The sequence below is a fragment of the Nocardia sp. Tas62D01 genome (assembly GCF_055232035.1).
In genome coordinates this window covers 7132243-7154478 of record NZ_JBUYUZ010000001.1, presented here as the reverse complement: position 1 = coordinate 7154478, position 22236 = coordinate 7132243, and the positions used below count along the sequence as shown (strand labels likewise).

The 22236-nt window shown below is 64.1% G+C and carries 22 protein-coding genes and 2 pseudogenes; 16 read left to right on the top strand and 8 right to left on the bottom strand.

What is annotated here, in order from left to right; genetic code table 11:
- Nucleotides 1-562 precede the first annotated feature (562 nt).
- From ACV7NQ_RS34170 to ACV7NQ_RS34155, 4 genes are all read left to right on the top strand, one after another.
- Nucleotides 563-991 (top strand): magnesium chelatase domain-containing protein, encoded by a 429-nt coding sequence (locus ACV7NQ_RS34170; protein WP_463363324.1) that lies wholly within the window; start codon nt 563-565, stop codon nt 989-991.
- Between the two features lie 150 nt (nt 992-1141).
- Nucleotides 1142-2377, top strand: coding sequence for a hypothetical protein (locus tag ACV7NQ_RS34165; RefSeq protein WP_463363323.1), 1236 nt, complete (start codon nt 1142-1144; stop codon nt 2375-2377).
- Between the two features lie 58 nt (nt 2378-2435).
- On the top strand, nt 2436-2654 hold the full coding sequence (locus tag ACV7NQ_RS34160) for a hypothetical protein (RefSeq protein WP_463363322.1): 219 nt from the start codon (nt 2436-2438) through the stop codon (nt 2652-2654).
- 514 nt (nt 2655-3168) lie between these two features.
- Nucleotides 3169-3741, top strand: a complete 573-nt coding sequence (locus ACV7NQ_RS34155) for a hypothetical protein (RefSeq protein ID WP_463363321.1) — start codon at nt 3169-3171, stop codon at nt 3739-3741.
- A gap of 282 nt (nt 3742-4023) precedes the next feature.
- Here ACV7NQ_RS34155 and ACV7NQ_RS34150 read toward each other — a convergent pair.
- The 4 genes and pseudogenes from ACV7NQ_RS34150 to ACV7NQ_RS34135 all read right to left on the bottom strand — a co-directional run.
- Nucleotides 4024-4470: pseudogene (locus ACV7NQ_RS34150) on the bottom strand (transposase); the annotation flags it as partial.
- 21 nt (nt 4471-4491) lie between these two features.
- Nucleotides 4492-6822, bottom strand: coding sequence for a tyrosine-type recombinase/integrase (locus ACV7NQ_RS34145; protein ID WP_463359983.1), 2331 nt, complete (start codon nt 6820-6822; stop codon nt 4492-4494).
- Nucleotides 6819-7883 carry a tyrosine-type recombinase/integrase gene (locus tag ACV7NQ_RS34140; protein ID WP_463361685.1) on the bottom strand — a complete coding sequence of 355 codons (1065 nt, stop codon included), beginning with the start codon at nt 7881-7883 and terminating at the stop codon, nt 6819-6821. Before ACV7NQ_RS34140 ends, ACV7NQ_RS34145 begins: the two co-directional genes overlap by 4 nt.
- Nucleotides 7884-7984: 101 nt before the next feature.
- On the bottom strand, nt 7985-8479 hold the full coding sequence (locus tag ACV7NQ_RS34135; protein ID WP_463359981.1) for an IS3 family transposase: 495 nt from the start codon (nt 8477-8479) through the stop codon (nt 7985-7987).
- A 481-nt stretch (nt 8480-8960) separates the two neighbouring features.
- On the opposite strand from ACV7NQ_RS34135, the gene ACV7NQ_RS34130 reads away from it, so the two are divergent.
- Entirely contained in the window at nt 8961-9623 is a 663-nt protein-coding gene (locus ACV7NQ_RS34130) for a site-specific integrase (RefSeq protein ID WP_463363320.1), read from the top strand.
- The gene (locus tag ACV7NQ_RS34125) at nt 9620-10414 is read left to right on the top strand and encodes a tyrosine-type recombinase/integrase (RefSeq protein ID WP_463363319.1); all 795 of its coding nucleotides are present in this window, start codon (nt 9620-9622) and stop codon (nt 10412-10414) included. The genes ACV7NQ_RS34130 and ACV7NQ_RS34125 overlap by 4 nt, the downstream gene beginning before the upstream one ends.
- 177 nt (nt 10415-10591) lie before the next feature.
- Here ACV7NQ_RS34125 and ACV7NQ_RS34120 read toward each other — a convergent pair whose 3' ends face one another.
- A complete protein-coding gene (locus ACV7NQ_RS34120) occupies nt 10592-12031 on the bottom strand; it encodes an NF041680 family putative transposase (RefSeq protein ID WP_463358523.1) in 1440 nt (479 codons plus the stop codon).
- Nucleotides 12032-12192: 161 nt separating this feature from the next.
- On the opposite strand from ACV7NQ_RS34120, the gene ACV7NQ_RS34115 reads away from it, so the two are divergent.
- The 6 genes from ACV7NQ_RS34115 to ACV7NQ_RS34090 all read left to right on the top strand — a co-directional run bounded on the left by ACV7NQ_RS34115 (nt 12193) and on the right by ACV7NQ_RS34090 (nt 16558).
- The gene (locus ACV7NQ_RS34115; RefSeq protein WP_463363318.1) at nt 12193-12879 is read left to right on the top strand and encodes a hypothetical protein; all 687 of its coding nucleotides are present in this window, start codon (nt 12193-12195) and stop codon (nt 12877-12879) included.
- Nucleotides 12855-13355, top strand: a complete 501-nt coding sequence (locus tag ACV7NQ_RS34110) for a tyrosine-type recombinase/integrase (RefSeq protein WP_463363317.1) — start codon at nt 12855-12857, stop codon at nt 13353-13355. Before ACV7NQ_RS34115 ends, ACV7NQ_RS34110 begins: the two co-directional genes overlap by 25 nt.
- Nucleotides 13352-14272 carry a tyrosine-type recombinase/integrase gene (locus ACV7NQ_RS34105; RefSeq protein WP_463363316.1) on the top strand — a complete coding sequence of 307 codons (921 nt, stop codon included), beginning with the start codon at nt 13352-13354 and terminating at the stop codon, nt 14270-14272. Before ACV7NQ_RS34110 ends, ACV7NQ_RS34105 begins: the two co-directional genes overlap by 4 nt.
- Nucleotides 14269-14850, top strand: coding sequence for a site-specific integrase (locus ACV7NQ_RS34100; RefSeq protein WP_463361360.1), 582 nt, complete (start codon nt 14269-14271; stop codon nt 14848-14850). Before ACV7NQ_RS34105 ends, ACV7NQ_RS34100 begins: the two co-directional genes overlap by 4 nt.
- A complete protein-coding gene (locus ACV7NQ_RS34095) occupies nt 14748-15260 on the top strand; it encodes a tyrosine-type recombinase/integrase (RefSeq protein ID WP_463365923.1) in 513 nt (170 codons plus the stop codon). Before ACV7NQ_RS34100 ends, ACV7NQ_RS34095 begins: the two co-directional genes overlap by 103 nt.
- Nucleotides 15261-15568: 308 nt before the next feature.
- A complete protein-coding gene (locus ACV7NQ_RS34090) occupies nt 15569-16558 on the top strand; it encodes a tyrosine-type recombinase/integrase (protein WP_463363315.1) in 990 nt (329 codons plus the stop codon).
- Nucleotides 16559-16623: 65 nt separating this feature from the next.
- Here ACV7NQ_RS34090 and ACV7NQ_RS34085 read toward each other — a convergent pair whose 3' ends face one another.
- Nucleotides 16624-16941 carry a transposase gene (locus tag ACV7NQ_RS34085; protein ID WP_463363314.1) on the bottom strand — a complete coding sequence of 106 codons (318 nt, stop codon included), beginning with the start codon at nt 16939-16941 and terminating at the stop codon, nt 16624-16626.
- A gap of 504 nt (nt 16942-17445) precedes the next feature.
- On the opposite strand from ACV7NQ_RS34085, the gene ACV7NQ_RS34080 reads away from it, so the two are divergent.
- From ACV7NQ_RS34080 to ACV7NQ_RS34065, 4 genes and pseudogenes are all read left to right on the top strand, one after another.
- Nucleotides 17446-18510 carry a cobalamin-independent methionine synthase II family protein gene (locus ACV7NQ_RS34080; RefSeq protein ID WP_463363313.1) on the top strand — a complete coding sequence of 355 codons (1065 nt, stop codon included), beginning with the start codon at nt 17446-17448 and terminating at the stop codon, nt 18508-18510.
- 238 nt (nt 18511-18748) lie between these two features.
- A pseudogene (locus ACV7NQ_RS34075) lies at nt 18749-19030 on the top strand (ArsR/SmtB family transcription factor); the annotation flags it as partial.
- 48 nt (nt 19031-19078) lie between these two features.
- Nucleotides 19079-19546: an SRPBCC family protein gene (locus ACV7NQ_RS34070; RefSeq protein ID WP_463365922.1), complete on the top strand. Its 468-nt coding sequence runs from the start codon at nt 19079-19081 to the stop codon at nt 19544-19546.
- 1 nt (nt 19547) lies between these two features.
- Entirely contained in the window at nt 19548-20003 is a 456-nt protein-coding gene (locus ACV7NQ_RS34065; RefSeq protein WP_463363312.1) for an SRPBCC family protein, read from the top strand.
- 155 nt (nt 20004-20158) lie between these two features.
- Here the strand turns inward: ACV7NQ_RS34065 and ACV7NQ_RS34060 are convergent, their stop codons facing one another.
- Both ACV7NQ_RS34060 and ACV7NQ_RS34055 read right to left on the bottom strand, forming a co-directional pair.
- Nucleotides 20159-21367 carry a ferritin-like domain-containing protein gene (locus ACV7NQ_RS34060; protein ID WP_463363311.1) on the bottom strand — a complete coding sequence of 403 codons (1209 nt, stop codon included), beginning with the start codon at nt 21365-21367 and terminating at the stop codon, nt 20159-20161.
- The gene (locus ACV7NQ_RS34055) at nt 21364-22215 is read right to left on the bottom strand and encodes a phosphate/phosphite/phosphonate ABC transporter substrate-binding protein (RefSeq protein ID WP_463363310.1); all 852 of its coding nucleotides are present in this window, start codon (nt 22213-22215) and stop codon (nt 21364-21366) included. Before ACV7NQ_RS34055 ends, ACV7NQ_RS34060 begins: the two co-directional genes overlap by 4 nt.
- Nucleotides 22216-22236 lie beyond the last annotated feature (21 nt).

Below are 22236 nucleotides of genomic sequence, written 5' to 3'. Positions count from 1 at the left end.
GCTTCCTCGCGCCGCCGACACACAAGCAAGCCCCCGGCGTGGCGTCCGAAAGCGGAGGCCGAACCGGGGGCTGGTCGGTGCTAGATGGTCAGCTCAGCGTCACAGCGGCGGAAATCCGGCCGAGCCGGTAACCGCCCAATTCCAGAACGACGCGGCGCGGTTGGCAACCAGGGCGATCACATCAAGGACAACGCTTCCCATAAAACTTCCTCACATCAGGCGTCTTCAGTGCAGCCCCAGGGTAACGGATCGGCATGGGGCTCGAAACTCGCCGACGGCTGGGGCGTAAGCGACGACCCCCGACACGCGAATCCCTGGCCCACGATCGTCGACCAGGGGATACGGGTCCGAGTCGCTAGACGCAGTCCAGCGCCTTCGCCTCACGGCGGCGACGGTGCAGGATCGGGTACGTTACGAGCCAGGCCCGTCTGGCTGTTGAGGGCGGTCTGCGATGAGCCGGGCGGTGGCGTGGTCGGTCACGTTGGCAGGTCAGCGCGCCGAGCCGTTGCCGGTGACAGCGACGCTCAGTCCCTCCTCACCTACCGGCTCGCGGTGTACGAACGTGACTCCGGAGTGCCGGGATCGCGTGCGGGCCGCGCTGCTCAACAGCGGTGAACTGTGGCCGGATGCCGTGGTGCGCTTGTCGATTCCTCGTGTACCGCAGCCTGCCGGGATCGCTGATCTGGCAGTGGGGGTATCGATCCTGGCGGCCACTGGGGCAGTTTATTCAATCCTGCAGGGCAAGATCATGTTCGCAGCCAAGCTCGGTCTCGACGGCTCGCTGCGCTCGGTCGAGGGGACCTGGGCTGCGTCCGATCCGGCTCCGGCGCTAGGCATCACCCACGCTGTCGTGCCGCAACCTCTGCTGCCCGAGTTCGGCGCGTGCGCCGGAGTCACTGTTGTCGGCGCAACGACGTTGTCTGAAGTGCTGGCCTGGCTACGCGGTACCTGCGCACTCCCCTGCGCGGGTACCCACCGTTGGGCCACGTAGAGCCGCATCGGGCTCAGATGCCCACGGTTCCTCTTTTTCGGAAGAGTCGATACCGGTATTTCGTTGCTGTTCAGACGAACTGTGTTGCTCCGCCACGCATTTCGCAACACTTCAGCTTCTGTCGAGCCCTCTCACCGAAAGGTCTTTCTTATGTCGAATCCTCAGTTTGTTCGTCATGCCGATTTCGGCGACATGGTCGCGCTGCTGCAACAGCAGCAAGCGAGCAAGGTCGATGTCGTCGCACCGGCTGCGTCCATGTGTGCCCGTGACGGCATGCTCGAACTCTTCGATGTGCCGCCGGTTATCGATGACAACGACGTCACCGACGTCGCTGGCCTCTACCTGCCCACCGCTGCGGCTGATTCCCAGATCGGTACGAAACTCAAGATTCCCGTGGGGTATCTGCGCTGGCTGCGTGAGGAAGGCCGGCTGGATCTCTACGACACCAACATCAACGGTCTACTTCACGGCCCCCTCGGCCGTGACGTCGCACCCGACCCGGAGGACAAGCTATTTCTGTTGCGGCTGTTCACTTCCGGGCATCCGAACCGGCCCGGTGTGCTGCGTGCCTGCCTCTCGAACCGTTACGGCATCGTCGACAACCTCGACCTGCTCACCGCGGTCATGGACGGTATCCGCCAAGTCGACGTCGACGTTGACATCCGCTCGTGTGATCTGAGCGATTCGTCGATGCGTTGCAAGGTCTACTCACCGCAGGTCTCGGCACTGGCGCCGCATTTCCTGGCCAACTATCACAGCCCCTTCGCCAATGCCGAACTCGAAGCCGACCGTCGCCGAGTCGCCGGCGAGCTGGATCGGTGGCGGCCAATCGCCGCCCGCGAAGGCATGGGCTATACCCCCGGTAGCGAACCGGTCATCACCGCTGGATTCCGGTTCTCCAATTCCGAAACCGGTCACCACGCCATCACGTTGAAGCCCGAACTGGTGATCCAGATCTGTGGCAACGGACTAACGCTGCCACTGTTCACCTACCGCAAGAACCACATCGGCGAAAAACTCGACACCGGCACCGTCACGTGGTCTCAGGACACCTACCGCAAAGAGCTCGCGGTCATCACCGCCAAGACCCGCGACAAGGTCAGCGAATGGCTCTCCCCGGAGTTCCTCCATGCCCGCGTCGATGAACTCGAAGCCCAAGCCGGGGCTCCAATCACACAGCCCGACAAGACGATCGAGGTCCTGGGCAAGAAGCTGGGATTCACCGAGGCCGAACGTAGCGGGATCTTGTCTCACTTCATCGCAGGCGGCCAGCTCACCGCGGCCGGGATCGCCAACGCGGTCACCAGCTACAGCCAAACCGTCGCCGACCCCGACCGCGCCGACACCCTCGACGATCTGGCCCTGCACGCCATGAGCCTTGTCTGAAACTCACTGCGGCTCTCCATTTTTCAACCATCCATCACCAACACAGGAGGTAGCACCGATGACCGACACCATCACCCGCGAGGAATTCGATCGCCGAGTCCATTTCGGTGACGCCGGAACCACATCCGTCCTCGATGAGGCGGAACTGGCACGCTGGCGCGAGCAGTATCCGGACTGGAAGGGCAAATACTGGTCATATTTTCCCGTCGATGACGATGATCAGCTGCTGCGTGTGCAGCCGGTCAACGTCGCGGCCCGCCCCAAGGCTCGACGATGAATCGCCGGGCGGGCCTACTTGCTCACGAGCAACGAGCACGTCGACGGCGCGCACGCCGCCGAGTGCTCGGTTCCGCACTGCCCAGCGCCGCCCAAGTGATCACTGTCAGCTCCCATGCGCTCAGCACCGTCAATGTCGGTGATTCCGAAATATTGCGTTTGATAAGGGATTTGGCGGCCATCGGCTGGCACAGTCACTACTTCGATTATCCATACCGACCGGTATCGCGCTGCAATGAAATGACTCCCCCGCTACACGACACCATCGAAATCTGACCCACACCATCCCAACCTGTCGAGTCTGGAATGGGTTCGCGCGCAACACAATTGCTCTAGTGCTGAGGGGTCCAACGCTGAGGCCGCTTCGATGGCGTGTCCCACGAGACCGACGACAAGAGCCCGCACACCGGCAGCCCTGACGAGTCGCCGAACCGGCGCCTGGTCGGCCGCCAAAAGGTTCGATCAACCACCGGGCCGATCCTCCGGCCTGGAAACGAGACGGAAGGTTTGCCTCTATGCGGAAGCCCTGGGTTTTCTTGTTCTCCACGCTCACGATCGCGATCGTCATGCTCCCGACGCTGGCCGGAACCGCCTCCTCGGCTCCGGCCCCGAACGACGAACACCTGCACGGCTATCTGCTCCGGGTGCCGCTGCCCCACGATGACAGCGATCTGAAGGTCATCACGGAGGAGAAGTATAAGAAGATTCCCGAAGCGTTCTGCGGCCCAGAAACGATGACCGCGAAGATGCTGGAGGATATCGACAAGGTGTACAAGAACGCTCTCCCGGTCACCTTCGGCACGCCGGACGCGCCCAAGGACCCGATAGGCGAGGCTCGTCTGAAAGTCCTGGGCACTGCCGACCTCACCGACAAAGTCAGGAAGAAGCTGTGTAAGAACGAGAACTCCGATGTACGGGCCGACTACTTCAAGGCGTTGGTGCAGCAGATCAAGGAAGCCGGAACCACGGCCGTGTCCAAGCGTGAGGGGGAAGAACTGACTGCCGAAGACAAGACCGACATCTGGAACCAACGGCTGGACGCCTTCAAACGCGCCTTCGGGAATTTGCTCAGCGCCAAAGACATCTGAGATTCCAACCTCGCACCCCCTCCCGCATTTCGCACCTCTTATGAAGCCCCCCAGTGGGTGCGAAGTGCGACAAGGTGTGCGGAGGTTTCGGTCCTGCCGACCGGTAGGACTGAAACCACGGCCGCTTCTACCGACCCTGATTAGCTCCGGAAGTTGACGCGCGACGGCCACGGGCACCGCACAAGCTGACTGAGAACATCGTCTCATCGGGGTGCTCTCAATAGGTCAACGCAACACTTGATTCTCGCGATGTGAGGTTCACCCCGAACGGTGGACAGGGGGCTATGCGGCTTCCGCTGCGGCTGTCGCCAGGGACTGCTCGTAGCGTAGCGGACTGATCATCCCGATCGCAGAGTGACGGCGACCGGTGTTGAACCATCCTATCCAATCATCAACGGCGGCAACAAGTTCAGCCTTCGTCGCGTAGGCGTGACGGTAGTAACACTCGTGCTTGAACGTGGACCAGAACGATTCGGCGGGACTGTTGTCCCAGCATATTCCGGTTTCGCCCATCGACCGCCGAAGCCGGTGTCTGGCACAGGATTTCGCCGTCAGACCAGCGGTGAACTCGCCACCACGATCGGAATGCAGCACGGTGTCCTCGCATCGGCCGCCGCGGGTGGCCACGGCCGCATCGATGGCCTCACAGACCATGTCGGCGCCGATGTGGTCGGCCACGACATGCCCGAGCACGCGGCGGGAGTGCCCGTCCCGGATCGCACACATTCTGTGGAATCTGAATTGTCCGGTTTATATGGATTTGCTTGGGTCTGCAGGGGTTATGGGCAACAGGGTGGCGGTGGGCGGGACGCCGATCTCGCGGGGCGTGGCGCCAGTTGGGGCGGGGACATCGATCAGTCGTTCGAGGAGCTGATCGAGGGCGCTTTGTCCCTCGTCGACGGCGACCCGTTCCTCGTCGGTGAGCGGGATGTTGGCCAGCATCCGCTGCAGGTTCTCTTTGGCCTCCAGGAGTTGCCCCTTGCTGGAGTTCTTGGGGGTGTAGAAATCGCAACGAGCGCAGGCCATTCGGTGCGGGCATTGTTCGAAGAAGGTGTAGGTGCAGAAGCCGTGACCGAGGTCGTAGTGCTGCCAGGGTTCTCCGGCGGCGGCTGCGCCGGAGGTGACAGCGTCTCGGTCGACGAGGACCTCGATGGTGCGGATGTTGCGGGCGAAGTACCCGGCCTCGGAATACGCCTTGGACAGGGTGTTCGGGGTGATTTTGGCGTAGTGCTGGGTGGTGTTGGGGGTGCGATGTCCGAGCCATGCCTGCAGCTCGAACAGGGTCATCGGTTCCTTGGCGTTGTAGAGCTGGCTCGCGATCGTGGACCGGGCGCGGTGGCTGGTGATGTTGCCGCGGACGTCGGTGGTGGGGACACCGGCTTTGGCGCAGAGCGCCGGGATGACGGTGCGGTTGATGTAGTACTTGGCGACGGGCTGGGCGCGGACCGAGAACAGCATGTCGACATGTTCATTGGTCTTGCGGTCGAGCCGTTTCGGCTGGTGCGGCCGTATTTTCTGCCAGGCTTCGATGGCTTGTCCGACGATCGGGTCGACCGGTTTGGTGAACGCGGTGCCGGTCTTGTGGACGGGAACGTCGAGCAGGCAGACCGCGTCCTCGGCGAGGACGTCGTCGGAGTCACCGGGGATGGGCAGTCCGGCGTGTTGCCAGCGGATGCAGCCCACCCGCAGGCGGGAGAGCTCGTCGCTGCGCAGCCCGGAGAACAGCCACGTCACCGTGATGGCGCGGACCAGCTCCATCGGATAGGCGGTATCGCCGGAAGTGCCGGGCAGGTCGGGGGGTTCCAGGTTGAGCCCGGCCCACAGCAGTTTGGCCCAGACCTCGTCGGCGATCACGCGGGGGTTGGGGCCGATCAGCGCGGCGACGCTGCGGGGGACGGCCAGCGCCCGGTTCGGGTCGAACCGGCGATCGATCCACTCCCATTCCTGGCAGTCCCGGAAGAACGTGCGGGTGGCATTGAGGTTCTGGGCCTTGGTGCGTGGTGAGATCGGAGTGCCAGCGCGGTCGCCGAGGGCGTCGTGGCGCTGAACCCAGTCACCGACACTCATCCGGTCGACCACGGCGACCCAGGCTGCGCAGGTCGCCCTGGTCCAGTGGCCCGGTTCGGTGATCTCGGGGTGCTCGGCGGCCAGCCAGCGGCCGGCTTTGGCCATGATATTGCGGACTGAGGCGCGGACTTTCGGGGTCAAAGTTGATGTGGCATACCATCGTTCGACCCACGGCGCCCACTCAGGATCGGTTTCTTCGATGCCGAGGACAGGGTTGTATCCGCTGCGCACCGGCGCCTCACAGTGCCCCAGTTCCGCCACGACGCGTTGCAGCGCGAACAGCATCGACCCCTGATGCCCCTCAGTTGCCGGATGCGCTCGCAGGGCCGCGAACGCCGTGGTGCTCAACTCGTCGAGGCGGGGACTGCCGTTGAGCAGCAGGGCTTGACTGACCCCGCCCCGCATCCGATGCTTGGCGTCCATGACGTCGCAGTAGCCCCACCGTTGCAGCGTCTCGCCGGTAGTTCGCAGGGACTGCTCTACGTCGGATTCACCGAAAATCAAGCAGGCCAACCGAAAACGGTTGAACGTGCCCAACCGGTGGAAGTCGGTGAACCCGCCGAGCAAGTAAGCCAGCGCCACGACGAACGGCCTGACCGTCGACTCGGTCGGCAGCGGCTGGGCGGTTTCGAACTCCCGCGCGCTGCCGCCACACACCCTGGCCCACTCCCACGGTGTCCACCCCCAATACGACCGGCCAGTGTCCGCGCAGTGCGCCAGCACGATCGCCGCGGCGTGCAAGCCAGCCCGCCGGAACCGGACATCCTCACCATGATGCAGCCCGGCCAGAGTCTCATCGAGCGGAACGACCAAGCGGGTCACCGCATTCCAGTGCCGCGCCGTCCGCCGCGGGACACCGGTGGACCGTTTGCGCCGCAGCCCCGCGGGCCCCAACGCCAGCACCGCCGCAGCCTCACCGTCGAGCAACACACCACGGCGGTCCCAGCCGCGGCGGCGGCGCGGCAGCGCGGCGACACCGCTTGCCGCCGACGACACCGCCTCGGCCGCCGTCACGCCGGCCCGTCCTGTCGGCCGTCACCGGTTCCGGTGAGCATTCCGATCCGCCATGCGTGGACGTGCGTCATCGAGGAATTCAGTTTTGCCGACAACTCCCGCCCGGACAGGTGGATGTACTGCAGTGTGGAATCGGTGCTGCGATGCCCAGCGAAACTGGCGATCGCGTGCAGCTCCCACCCCATCCGGGCCAGATCCGTCAAACACAGATGCCGGGTGGTATGGGTGGAGAACCGAGAAACATCAGCCGCCAACGCAATGCGCCGCACCACCTTCGACCACGTCCACAACGTCAGCGGCTCCGCGCGATTACGGCGTGACTCCGACAGAAACAGCGCGCCGCGAGCCCTGCTCAGGGTGGCCCGGTGCTGCAAATACTCCGACAGCAGCACCCCGGTCGGCGCCGAATACGGCACCACACGTTCCCGGCGGGTCTTGGTCGTCTCCGCCCGCACCCGCACCGTGCGGTGCGCCGGATCGATATCGTCGCTGCGCAACGAGCACAACTCCTCCCGCCGCAACGCCGCGTCGTAGGCCAGCGCCAGCATCAGCCGATTACGGATCGGCTCCTCGGCGAACACCCCCAGCAGCCGCAGCCACTCCTCCTCGCTGGGAATCCACGGCAGCTTCACCATGCGAGGCACCAGCGACCGCGCCCGACCGCTGACCACCCGGCCAGGCGTATACCGGCCCCGGCCAACAGGATTCGAGTCCCGCACCCCCTCCTCAACCAAGAAATCATAGAACAGCCGCACCGGCACCAGACGCTGCTGCATGGTCGCGTTCGCCAGCCCCGACCCCGAATCCAACGCCACCACATTCGCCCCTCGCCGACTCGGCCGCGACGTCAACTCCCGCACGAACACCGCCACCTGAGCGCGAGTCGCGGTCAGCGGATCGAAACCCTCCCGCTCACAGACCAGCAGATACTCACCCAAACCCCGCGCATACGCATCGATCGTTCGCGGCGCACGCCCCAGATCGGTCCAGATCCGCAACCACTCCGCCGCCCGCACGTGCCGACCGAGAACCGGCCACTTCGCCTCCACCGTCTCCGGCATGCACCAGCCCCGTCTGTCCGTCGAGTTCGAAAGTTCGCCGCGACGTTACTGAGCCCAGGCCCGGACCCCGCTGACCGACACACGGTCAGATTCCACGTAACTTATAGGTACATGTCGCCTTCACCGCAGTTCAGGTAGGTGATGTCGGTCAGCCAGACGGCATCGAGCCGACCCCGATCGAAGTCGCGTTGCACCAGATCCGGCGGGAACGACGCGGTCGGGTCGACCACGGTCGTTCTTACCTTGAAGGTGCGCGGGCTGATGCCCTCGATCCCGATCCCGGCCATGATCTTGGCGACGGTCTTCTCGGTCACCCGCTCACCGCGTTCGCGCAGCTCGGTGGTGATTCGTGGCGACCCGTAGGTGCCGTCGGAGTCGGCGTGCACGTCGAGGATCTTCACCGTCAGATCCGCCCGCCGCTGCGCCTGTGGAGTGAGTTCTGTTGCCGTGCGCCGTTTTCGCCACTGGTGATAGCCGGAAGTGGAGACCTCCAGCAGGCGCGCCATGCGGGTGAGGTCGAACCGCGGCGTCAGCGCGGCGGGGGTGCCGGCAGTCTCGGCGACCTCGGCGTTGTCGGGGGCGGCGTACTTTCCCATCAGCTCGAACCGCTGCGCGGGTGCTGCATCGCGGCAAAGTACGCCGAGTTATGCCGATGTCGGCATAATTCGGCTTATGCCGACCGCGTGATTATGCCGACCGTGGCTTGAAGGTGCTGGTCGAGCGGGGTGAGCCGATCGGATCGGTCGGCATAATTCGGTTTGTCGCGGTGGGTGGTCATCCAGTCTGAGTGGGTCAGGTAGACCCTTCGAGACGGGAGAAGATCATGAGTGCGCAGAGGTCATCCGCTGTCACGGTGGATGTGGTCGTGGCGGAGTTTCGCGTGTGGCTGGCCGAGGAACGGGGATTGTCGGCGGCGACGGTGGATTGTTATGGCCGGCAGGCTCGGACGTTCTTGCGGTGGATGCCACATCCGCTGGATACCGTTCTGCGGGAACTGGATTCCGGGCAGGTCACTTCGTTCATGTGGATTTCTGCCGTGACCGCAACACATGGTCGGCGAAGGCGATGGTGACCGCGGTGCGGGCGTTGCTGCGATTCCTCCATGTCCACGGCCGGGTCCGTGTGTCATTGGCAGCGGCGGTGCCAGCCGTGGCGGGCTGGCGTTTGGCGTCGTTGCCTCGCGGGCTCGAGGCAACGACGGTGACGCGGTTGATCGGCAGCTGTAATCGCGACACGGTGGTGGGTCTGCGGGATTATGCGGTGTTGATGATGTTGGCGCGGTTGGGGATGCGCAGCGCTGAGGTCGCCGGTCTCGAGCTCGGCGATATCGACTGGCGCGCCGGGGAGATCACCGTCCACGGTAAGGGCAACCGTGTCGATCGACTCCCATTGCCGGTCGATGTCGGCGAAGCTGTGGTGGAGTATCTGCGCGACGGCAGGACCGGTCGTGACACCCGGGCGGTGTTCTGCGCGACCCGTCCCCCATTTCGCGGGTTGGCGCCAAACACGATCAGCATCATCGTGGGCAGGGCGTGCGATCGGGCGGGATTTCCGCGTGCGTATGCGCATCGACTACGACACACATTGGCCACTGAGATGCTGCGTGCGGGTGCGTCCCTGCCGGAAATCGGGCAGGTGCTGCGACATCGAGACCTGGTGTCCACGAGTATCTATGCCAAAGTCGACGTCGAGGCGCTGCGGGTGCTGGCGCGTCCCTGGCCGAGTGGTGATCGGTCATGAACGGGCTGCGAGAAGCTGCCGAGGAATATCTGGCTATGCGGCGGGCTTTGGGGTTCAAGCTGGTCGGCGAGGGCCGGTTGCTGATGCGGTTGGTCGACTACTGCGAAATCCACGGCGTCGAGCACCTGACCACCGAAACCGCGTTGGCGTGGGCCACTGAACCCGGTCCTCGCGCCAGAACCGACGAGTACTACCTCGGTCGCAAGCTGATGGTGGCGCGGATCTTCGCCAGGCACCTGAAGATGCTGGACCCGGCCACCGAGATCCCGCCCGAGGATTTGCTGCGGTGCCGCGCCAGACACATCATTCCGTATCTGTATGAGCCGCAGGAGATTACCGCTCTGATGGACGCGACCAACCGACTGACCCCGCACCTGCGCGCGGCGACTTGGCGGACGATCATCGGACTGCTGGCCGTGACAGGAATGCGCAGCGGCGAAGCCTGTCGCCTCGACCGCGATCATGTCGATCTGGACAATATGTCACTGCTGGTGGAGAACTCGAAATTCGGAAAGTCGCGGCAGTTGTTTCTGCATCCCAGCAGCGTCGCTGCGCTGCGTGACTACGCCGCCTGCCGAGACCGATGGTGTCCAACGACCACGACATCGGCGTTCTTCGTGTCTCACCGCGGAAACCGCCTCAACGTCGCGCAGGTCGCACCGATGTTCGCGGCCCTGCTCGACACAGCCGGGATCGTCGTCGGGTCGGGGCGGCGACGTCCACGCCCGCACGATTATGCCGACCTGCGTGTTGTGCCGATCTCCGCTGAAAGGTGTTGTCGGGTGTCGTGATCGCCGCATCGAGGTCGGCATAACGATGTTGGCGTGAGGATCGTCTTCTTCCGGTTTATCGAGAGAGGAGACGGTCATGGCCAGGGCGAGAAGCAGGGTGAGCAGGGTTTCGATCGCGGGTCCGTTGGCCCCGTTCGCGGGTGCGTATGAGCGGGAGCTGAGCTTGATTTTTAACCTCTAACTGGCAGCCGTGGTGGTCTTACCGACCGCCTGGTGTGGTGCGCGTCGGATGTTTTTTGCGCCGGGCGGGCGTCCGGGACCCGGCCGTGAGGGTTTCGGCGCGCGGGCCGGAAGAGCGGTTGTCGGGCGGAGGTGGCGAAATCCCCTGCGGACGCGGGCTGGGGTGAGGCGGCTGGGGCTGGTTGGTTTTCTCTCCCAGGGGTGGCGGAGGTCTTCGGTGAGTCCTCGGGCGAGGCGGAGTTGGGTGTGTGCGGCGATGATGAGCCAGGTCCAGCGGTCGGCGGCGGCGGAGTCGCGGATACGCGGCTTGGTCCACCCGAGGGTCTGTTTCAGGAACCGGAAGGTGTGCTCGATGTCGAAGCGCCGCAGGAAGGTTCGCCAGATTCGGTCGATAATGGCGGGGTCGGCGATGTCGGGTTGCGAACACCATAGCCACAGTGGTTTCGGGTTGCGGTCGCCGGGTAGCCGGTCCACCCGAAGCCCGATGACGACGCCCTCGATGATCGGCAGTTCCCCGTCGTGGTAGGCCCAGGATCCTCGGCGGGCGAGTTTGGGGTGCAGACGGTTCCATGCCGTCGCACGCACGGCGCCGTAGCGGTCGGTGTCGGTGGTGGTGACGACAGCGGGCTCGGGATGGGTCCCGGTGTCGGACAACGCGAAGTCGGGGCCGTGCTTGGCGGGACGGCCCCTCTTGCCCGCACGGGGTTCGGCGGGGAAGGCCAGGACGCGGTCGGAGCGTATTCGCCCGATCAGGACCACGGGCAGATCCGCGAGCTCGTATGCCAGGCATGTGATGTCGTAGCCCGCATCGAACACGATCTTGATGTGCGGGTCGCCGGGAACATGGAGGTCGGCGGCTTGCAGGCGTTGCACGACTTCCCGGATCTGGGCGGCGGTGACCTCGGTCGCGTCGTCGTCGGGGTGCAGCCGTATCGCGTCGAGGATCGTGGTCCAAGAGGTCCGGCCGGGCTCCAGCGCGGCGACGTAGGAGAACAGCCAGCCCGGGATCATCTGCGCTTGCCCCCTGCCACGGCCATAGACATGGCAGAACGATCGATCGGGGCTGGTCGCCGCGTCGGGACGCAGCCACGGACTGGCATCGACGGCCAGCATGATCGCACCTTCGTCGTCTCGCCCGACCGTGGTCGTGGCGGTGATCGCGCGCCGGAGCCGGGCGATGTCGATACTTCCGGCGTTCAGACCGTCGTAGAGGGCGCCGTGGCCGCGTCGATATTCCCCGGTCAGACACAGTCCGACCAGCGTGGTGACCGGTCCGTCGTCGCACAGCACCGCGTCGGTGAGTTCGAACAGCGCGTCGGCGCGCGCGGTCAGGCTTTCATAGAACGAATTGCGGAACGCCGCAAGCGATTCCGGTCCCGACGGGCGCGCCGACTCGACCGGACGAAATACTTCGGGCACACTGACAGGCACGGCCACCACAACTTCTCATCAGGCTCTTTAGCGGGAACCCGACGATGATGATGCGGTGGCCGCTCCATGTCACGGCGACACGCCGAAATTCGTCCCTAAATCAACACGGCAGCAACACGTTTCGATGATCGAACCGCTCCAACACCGACCCGGACGGTCGGCGGGCAGTGACCCGGAGGTTAAAAATCAAGCTGAGACGACGCAGCTATACGCCGCTGACGGTGGTGCCCCAATTGCGTCAGCTGGCGCGGTTGAGCGGCTGGCTCAGGGACAACGGGTTCGGGGTGGCCGAGTTGAACGTTGAGCTCGTCGAGGATTTCCTCGCCGCTCAGCGCGACGGTGGGCGGCACCGTGCGCAGTGGTCGCGTCCGGGTCTGTTGTGCGTGTTGGATGTGCTGCGGGAACTGGGTGTGACCGCCGTTGGGCAGCAGGCGGCGATGTCGCCGGTGGATGCGCTGATCGCCGCGTTCGAGGGTTATCTGGTTGCCGAGCGGGGCTTGGCGGCGGGCACGATCCGGGGGTACTGCGGCCACGCGCGTCGGTTCGTGGGTGGGTTGCCCGGCGGAGCGGACCTGGCCGGGGTGCGGGCCGCCGAGGTGACCGTGGCGGTGTTGCGCGAGTCCGCGGCGGTGTCGGTGAGCGCGACCCAGTACTTCGTGGCGGGGCTTGGGGTCGTTTCTGCGGTTCTGTTTCACCACCGGCTTGATGGAGACCGACCTGTCGAAGGCCGTGCTTGCCGCTACGACGACGGCGCAGCTCACCGCTGCCTCGGGGGATCGGGAGGGACAACGCGAAAGCGTTGCTGCGCTGTTGTGATCGTCGCACCGCGGTGGGGCGGGGTGATTACGCGATGATCGTCACGCTGCTTCGGTTGGGTCTGCGCCGCGCCGAGTTGGCGGGCCTGGCGCTCGAGGACATCGATTGGCGGGCAGAGGAGATTGTGGTGCGCGGGAAGGGTGGTCGGGTCGATCGGCTGCCGCTGCCGTGGGAGGTGGGTGAGGCGATCGCCGGCTACCTGCGGCGGGGCCGTCCACCTACCGATCGCAGGGAAGTGTTCCTGCGTGCCAGGGCACCGTATGCCCCGATCGCGGCCGGCACGGTCTCCTCGACGGTGCGCCGCGCGTGCCGCCGCGCGGGACTAGCCGAGGTCGGCGCGCATCAATTGCGTCACACCGCGGCGTGCGAGATGGTCGCCGCGCAGGTCCCGTTGACGCAGATCGCGCAGGTCCTGCGGCACCAAAGTCTGCAAACCACGGCGATCTACGCCCGCGTGGACGTTGAGCAGTTGCGGCAGTTGGCCGCCCCGTGGCCGGAGCAGGTGCGGCGATGAGCACATTGCATGCCCGTGTTCAGGACTATCTGCGGTTGCGTCGGGCGTTGGGGTTCAAGCTCGAACGCGAAGGCCGATGGCTGACCCAGCTCGCGGACTGGCTGGATCGGTCCGACACCCGGACGGTGACCAGCGATTCGGTCATCGCCTGGGCACAGCAATCCACCGACGCGGGCCCTAACCAGTGGGCCAAGCGGTTGGGGGTGGCTCGCCGGTTCTGTGCCTGGCTGGTCACCCTCGACCCCGCCACCGAGATACCCCCACCGGGGGTGTTCCCTGCCCACCGGCACCGACCGGCCCCCTATCTGTGGTCACCCGAAGAGATCGCTCGGCTGATCACGGGGGCGCGAGCGCTCGCTGCGCCGTTGCGTGCTGCCACCCACGCAACCTTGTTCGGGCTGCTTGCTGCCACGGGCATGCGCATCGGTGAGGCCGTCGCGATGCGCCGTAATGGCGTCGACCTCGACGCCGGCGTCATCACGATCCGGCACGCCAAACTCGACCGCACGCGTCTGGTGCCGCTGCACCCCAGCACGATTGTCGCGTTGCGCGACTACGCCACCCAACGCGACAACCTGTGTCCGGCACCGCAGGCGGACACGTTCTTCGTCTCCACCGCCGGCACCGCCCTCGACCACAGCAGTGTCGGCAAAACATTCCGGACGATCACGACCTCGGCCGGCATCGCCACCACCGAAATCCACCCGCGCATACATGATCTCAGGCATAGCTTTGCCATGCGGACACTGCTCGGCTGGCAGCGGTCCGGGGCAGCCGTCGACGAACGCATCGCTGTCTTGTCGACCTACCTCGGGCACATCGCCCCGGCCGACACCTACTGGTATCTCGAGGCGTCACCGCAGCTCATGGCGCTGGCCGCGGACCGGTTGGACACATCGTCGGGTGCAGCCCGATGAGCGCCCTCGCGCCTGCACTGCAGGCATGGTTCACCGAACGGCTCATCCGCCAACGCGCCGCCGGCCCCAACACCATCGCCGCCTACAAGCTCACCTTCGGTCTGCTGCTCGGCTTCGCCGCCCAGCAGACCGGCAAAAAGCCCAGCGAGCTGGATATCGCCGACCTCGACGCGCCCCTGATCGCCGACTTCCTGCATCACCTCGAACACCAGCGGCACAACCGGACCACCACCCGCAACAACCGGCTCGCCGCGATCCACTCCCTGTTCGGCTACCTCGCGCTGCGCCACCGGCGAACACGCCGCGACCATCGCACGCGTGCTGGCGATACCACCCAAACGCGGCGAGCGTCGCCTGCTGTCCTACCTCACCGACACCGAGGTCGACGCGCTGCTGGCCGCTTGCGACCAACAGACCTGGACCGGTCGACGCGACCACGCCATGTTCACCCTCACCATCCAGACCGGATGAGCGGATTTCCGAAGTCACCGCACTCACCCGCGCCGACATCACCCTCACCACCGGCTCCCACGTCCACACCATCGGCAAAGGCAGAAAAGAACGACGAACACCCCTGACGCGGAACACGAAAGCCGTGCTCAAAGCATGGCTCGCAGAAAGGCCCGCCAACCCGACCGATCCTCTGTTCCCCACCATCACCGGCGGGCGGCTCAGCCGCGACGCCATCGAGCACCGACTCGCCCACCACCTCACCCTCGCCGCCGCGGACTGTCCGTCCCTGCACGAAAAACACGTCACAATGCACACCCTGCGCCACACCGCGGCCATGCGACTACTACTGGCAGGCAACGACATCACCGTCATCGCCCTCTGGCTCGGACACCAACAGGTCGCCACCACCAACGCCTACCTCCACGCCGACATGACCCACAAACAGCAAGCCATAGACCGCGTCAAACCGCTCACCACCAAACAAGGCCGCTACCAACCACCCGACGGACTGCTCGCCTTCCTCGAAAGCCTCTGACCGTTATGCCGACCTCGATGCGGCGATCACGCCACCCGACAACACCTTTCAGCAGAGATCGGCACAACACGCAGGTCGGCATAATCGTGCTTATGCCGACGTCGGCATAACCACGACCTGCGGCACAGCTTCACCGTCGCAACGTTGATCGACTGGTATCGCGACGACGCGGACGTCGCCGAGGCTCGAATACCGTTGTTGTCGACATGGCTTGGGCACGTCGACCCGAAATCGACGTATTGGTATTTGCAGGCCGCACCGGAGTTGCTCGCCCTCGCTGCCGCTCGTCTCGAGCGGGGAGCGTCGTCATGACCGCATTGGCACCGATCCTGCAGGGATTCTTCACCGATAAGCTGGTTCGTCAGCGTCACGCCGGCCCTAACACCATCGCTGCCTACCGCGACACCTACAGTCTGCTGTTGCGGTTCGCCCACGACAGGCTCGGCACCGCGCCGAGCCGACTCGACGTCGCCGACCTGGACGCAGACCTAGTGGTCGCGTTTCTGCAGCATCTGGAATCGGGCCGGGCCAACACGATCGCCACCCGCAATGCCCGGCTGGCCGCGATCCGCTCCTTGTTCCGCTATGCGGCTCTGCGAGCACCCGAGCACGCCGAGGACATCAGCCGGATACTCGCTATCCCACTCACACGATGTGACCGTCCGGTGGTGTGTTTCCTGACCGCCGAGGAAACCGACGCGCTGCTGGCCGCTCCCGACCGCACAACCCCACTCGGGCGCCGCGACCACGCGTTGCTGTTACTGATATGTCAAACGGGACTGCGGGTTTCGGAGTTGATCGGACTCACACGTGACGATGTTGATCTCGGCACCGGAGCCCATGTCCGCTGCCTCAGGAAGGGGCGCAAGGACCGCGTCACCCCGCTGACCCGTCAAACCGCTGCCACACTGCATGTTTGGCTGGCCGAGCATGGCGGTGAACCCACCGATCGACTCTTCACCACCACAGACGGTCACCCGTTGTCGCGGGACGCCATCGAGAAGCTCGTCGCCAAACACGCAGCCCGCGCCGCTGCCGACTGCGTGACCATCGGCTCCAAGCACATCACTCCGCACACGCTGCGCCACACGGCGGCGATGGCACTGCTGCGCGCGGGAGTCGACACGACGGTGATCGCGCTCTGGCTCGGCCACGAGAGTCCCAGCTCCACACAGGCCTACCTGCATGCAGACATGACCATCAAGGAACAAGCCCTCGCCCGGGTCCAACCAGCCAACACCAAACCTGGCCGGTACCACCCGCCCGACAGCCTGGTCGCCTTCCTCGAAGGACTTTGACCCCGGACAACAGCCGCGAATTATGCCGACCGATCCGATCGGCTCACCCCGCTCAACCAGCACCTTCAAGCCACGGTCGGCATAATCACGCGGTCGGCATAAGCCGAAGCTTTTTTAAGGAATTGAATGTCCTTGTCCTGCTCGGCAACTCGCTTTCGCAAGGCCAGCAGCTCGGCTCGCTCAGCCGGATCCAGCGCGGTATCACCGCGTGCTGTCGCCGCACCCATCCGGCGGCGTTCGGCTTTAACCCAATTGCTCAGCAGGCCGTCGTTGAGTCCCAACTCGCGGGCGACCTCAGCGATCGTGCGACCGGAATCGATCACCCGATGCGCAGCCTCGACCTTGTACTCGGCCGTAAACGACCGACGCTTGCGAGGAGGCATATGGACATCCTTCCAGCAGGACCGTTAGTCCTGCGAATCAGGTGTCCACTTTCCGGGGGGAACCTCAGTGATCGGGGATGTGGTGTGTGATGACCAGGACGGCGTTGCCGGAGTCGATGAAGTCTGGCGCAGGTGGCGTTCAGGCCAAGCAGTGAAGGTGCTGGCTTGCCTTCGGCAGAATTCAACTCCTCACGAGGTCGAGCAACTACCAACCGTTCGACGGCGTCGCCAAGCGCATCGTCCTCAATCGATCCACCATCGCCGTTCTTGTCACGATCCGCCACGCTTGGCATGAGTGGCGGAGGTCGTTGATTTGTTGTGGTACCGGCTCCCGTCTGCCGATACTGACTCACGGCTGCTCGGACCCGGACAAGTTGATCAGTAGTGAGCTCAGTTTTGCCTTGCTACCGTGATCGGCATCGCGACGTTCTGCAGTCAGCAGAAGTCCAATCCGTCGGTCCCACAACGATTATCGCCGACAGAGTTGGGAAGGGGACACTGCTCATGCCTTTACCGACCGAACCGATTGGAAGTATCCCGCGGCCGGCGCCACTACTGAAAGGTATGCAAGAGCACGCCACCGGGCGTATCACCGACGAGGCACTCAGCAATCTCTATGATGCGGCGGTGCGGGACACCATCGCGCAGCTGGAAGCACTTGGGTCGCCGGTCGTTACGGACGGTGAACAGAGCAAACCCAGTTTTGCCACCTATCCCCTGGCCGGATTGCCGAACCTGAGCCCCGACGGTGCCGTGATCCCCTTTGCAGACGGCCACACGAGGCAGTTGCCACTGTTGAACGCCGGCCCGTTTCGCTACGCCACCTTCAGTGCGCCGTATCTCCAGACTGCCCGGAAGTACGCGACAGCACCGGTCAAACAAGCCGTCATCGCGGCCTCCGCAGTGAGCTTGGTGTATCCCGCAGACGGCATCAGTGGGTACCCACGAGAAGAGTTCCTCGACGATCTCGTCGACAACGCCGAAGCCGACATCCGCGGCGCACTCGATGGTGGCGCCGATTCGGTACAACTCGACTTCACCGAAGGTCGACTGTCACTCAAGCTCGACCCCTCCGGCGCATTGCTCGACTCGTTCGTCGCGTTGAACAACCGTGTGCTCGATCGGTTTACAGCGGACCAGCGGCAACGTATCGGTGTGCACACGTGCCCCGGCGGGGACCAAGATTCGACCCACAGCCTCGACGTCGACTACGCGCAACTGTTGCCGAAGCTGTTCGGCATACACGCCGGACAGTTCTACGTACAGCTTGCCAGCGAGCCCGATCCTGACCGAGTACTGCAAGTCATCGCTGACAACTTGCCAACCGAAGCCAGGATCTTTGTCGGCGTGATCGATCCGATCGATCCGGCCGTCGAGACGACCGCGCAGGTCCGGGAGCGGGTGCTCAACGCCGCTCGGCACTTGCCGGTCGAACGGCTCGGAACGTGCGACGACTGCGGATTCTCGCCGTTCGGCGACGATGTCTCAACATCTCGAGAAACAGCGTTCGCGAAAATTCGTGCCCGCATCGAAGGCACTGCGGCGGCGTCCGCGGTGCTCGACGTGTGAGTTAACAGCTCCGTCGGAGCAGAACCGACTTACCGTCGGGACGGGGGACCTAATGAAGAAGTGTCTCTCATGGCTTCCTTGGCTGATCGCTTACGGCGCCTTATGGGCCATCGCGACGTGGCTTCTGCAGATCGGCTGGATACACGTCTATCCATAGAATCTACGGCCGCCGCAGCTGGCGATAGTCGCGACAGACATGTGTTGACAGGCAGGGCCGGTAAGTGCAGACTGACCGTCAGTGAGAGCTTACGTACCTGACGGCTGGGGTGTGCTCGGCGATCGGACGCGGCGGACGATCTTCGAGCTCCTCGCCGACCGTGCACAGACGGTCGGCGAACTTGCCGCGGTCCTGCCCGTAAGCAGGTCAGCGGTATCGCAGCACCTGAAGGTACTCAAAGACGCAAAACTTGTTACCGATGAACCCGACGGCAACCGGCGGATCTATCACGTCGACCCGGAGGGCGCTGCCGCGCTACGAGCAGAACTCGATAACTTCTGGACCAAAACCTTGGCGGCATTCAAAGTGTCCGCGGAAAACCACGAGGAAGGTGCCACGGTGAGCACACCGATAGAAGACACGACGGTACGCGCGCAGGTCGTCATCGACGCCCCGATTGAGCACGCGTTCGATGTCTTCACTGCACGGTTCGGCGATTTCAAGCTGAAAGAGCACAACATTCTCGGAGCCGACATCGCCGAGACGGTGTTCGAACGACACGTCGGCGGCCACATCTACGACCGGGCGGTCGACGGCAGCGAGTGCCGGTGGGCGCGAGTGCTGGAGTACGAGCCGCCGAATCGCGTTCTGTTCAGCTGGGACCTCAGCCCGCAGTGGCAGATCGAGCCGGACCACGACAAGACCAGCGAGGTCGAGGTCCGTTTCATCGCCGAGACCGATCAGCGCACCCGCGTCGAACTCGAACATCGCAACATCGATCGGCATGGTGAGGGCTGGCAGGCCGTTGTCGATGGTTCCGCAGATGGATGGCCGCTGTACCTGAACGGGTACGTCGATCTGTTCACCAAGGAGAACTGAGATGGCACCGATTAGCACGACGGTCGAAATCGATCGGACACCGGAGGTCGTGTTCGCCTACGCCACCGATCCGACCCGCTTCAGCGAATGGCAAAGCGGTGTCGTCGGCGGGCATATGGACGGCACGGGTCCGATCGTGGTCGGCCAGAAATGCTTGACTACGAGGAAGATCGGTTTTGCCGAGCGCCCCATCACCTCGGAGGTCACCCACTTCGAGGCACCGCGCGCCTGGGGTGTACGCGGAGTCGACGGCCCCATCCGAGCCACCGTCGATGTAACCGTCGAGCCGCTCGATGACCGCAATCGCGCCCGGTTGACAATCGACGTCGATTTCGAAGGGCGCGGCATCGGCAAGCTGATCGTTCCGCTAGCCGTCCGCCGCCAAGCCCGCAATGAGATGCCGGCCAACCTGCAAACGCTCAAGCAAAACCTCGAAAACGGTACCACCGGAATCTGAAGCGATCAGGCCTCTGCCGCACAACGCTTGATCCGGCATGACTGATGCCTCCACTCGTTCTGCGGTGTGCCCGAAGCTCGAAATCGACTCCGGGCACACCGCAGGACGGCGGCCATTCGGCTGCGGCAGGTCGAGATCCTGCCAAAGACCTACTGCTACATGAAGTTCCGCGTGTGAAGTGCCGAGAGGTCGGCTGCTTCATCGGCAGGAAATCCGAGGTGGATAAGTCGGCGCTGCCGACCGTCGTTCATCTCAGACTGCAATTTCATCACCGCGTCGTACCCCCTGGCAATCGCGTGCGGTGTCCAATCCCCCGCAGCCAGGACGACCAGCGAGTCGAACACATCCTGGTTGAGTCCGGACGTGTCGACCAGGGCCTCGTATCGGCGCTCGACTGCGCCGCGCAACCGTATTCGCACCGCAGGATCGAGCTCAGCTTGATACTGCAGATGGGCGACGCCGAACGCGACGTGTCTCGCTTCGTCCCGGCGGGCGAGTCTGGTGACCTGCCGAGTGACGGGGTCGGGGGCGTTGTTGTCCAGGAACTCGAGAAGATTGAGGAAACTGCCCTCGCCCAGTACCGACAGCAAGAAGGACGCCATCGAAAAGTCAGGTTCGTCTAGCAGCGTGGCAAGCGACTGGCGGCCACTCACAGACGAGGTGCCCATCTCACCACCCCGCAGCAATGCTCGACGAGTGAACACTTCTATGTGGCGAGCCTCGTCCGCGGCCTGCACCGCTAGCAGTTGCATCACTTCCCGGAAATGAGGATGGATGCGGGCGAGCAGTTTTGACGGCACGACCAAGGCCGCAAGTTCGTTCTCGACGAGATAGGTCATCACCTGGTTGACCGCTTGCTCGACCTCGGGCAGGTTGGTGAACTCGGCGTCCCATTGCACTGCCGTGTTCGGATCCCATTGGGATGCAGCAGCATTGGCGTACAAGGATGGCGCGATCTCGGCCCAGACCAAGTCTCGGTCGGTGATATCGAACGGTGTTTGGGGACCGCCGGTTTCGATGAGGGCTCCGCGTGCCGCCAAGCCCCAGTCACTCGGTGGTGTGGCTACGATCTGGTCGCTGCGCGGTCCTCCTGCCCGACGTGCGTCGGCCCAACGGTCCAGATCGGCTCGACCACGAGTGACCCACACGCGGTCACCGAAGTCGGTGTCCAGCGCGGGCCTGACCTGGTGTCCGTGTTGCCGACACCAGGCTTCCAAGTGGACCTTGAGGGCCGGGTCAGCGCCTGTGACACCCAGTTCCTGACCCGGCACCAACTCCTTCAGTCTGCGTTCTAGCAACAGATGGGCGCCTCGTTCGAAACCGAGATCCTCCAGGTCCAGAATGCCGACCTCGCGGGTGGTCACGGGTTGTAATCCTCACCTTTGACCTGTCCCTGCTCGTCGTAGAAGGATTCTTGGTCCACCGCGGTTTCGAGCAGCGAATACCCGGTCGTACGCCCCTCCTGCCACCTGGTCAATCCTTCGAGATCGAGCAAGGGGCGCACTTCCGGATCGGCGTAGGACATCGAGAGCATCGACTTCTTGAATTCCTCGACGAGATCCCTTGGGCCGGTATCGAGTACGGTCAAGTTGCAATGGTCGTAGGCTGGCGTCTGAGCCAATACACGTACACGTCCACTCGGGATAGTGCCCTCACGGCTGAATAGCAGATGATTCGAATCGATCACTGCCGCGGCTTCGACTTCACCAGACAGCAGCGCGCGTATCGCGTCGCGTTCGCCGCCGATATGGTCCCCATGGAGCCCGACCCCGACATCGAAGCGGCGGACCTGGACGTTCTGCCCCGGCGTGAGCCCTGCTTCGCGCAGAAATGCGCTCGGAATGAGCCGTGCTTGCGGCGAGTCGACTGCCCCCATCGCGACAGCTCGATTCTCCAAGTCGGAGATCTTTTCGTACGGGGAATCGTTGCGGACCAAGAAGACCGACGTGAGGTCTCGATCGGTGTCTCGCATGATAAGTGACTCTGCTTCATGTCCCAGAGCACGGGCCAGACGTACCGTTCGAATCCATGCCAGAGGTGAATTCCACGCGGCGTCGATACGTCCCGCCGCGAGGTCTTCAGCCTGGCGTTCATAGTGGGAATAGAGCACAAAGTCGAATGGAATTCCGTGAGCTCTCAGCCATGCTCGCATACCGGCCCAAATCGTCACGACTTTGGGGTCGTACGCTACCGCACCCATGAGGAAAGTCATCGTGGTGTCCTCAGCAGAATC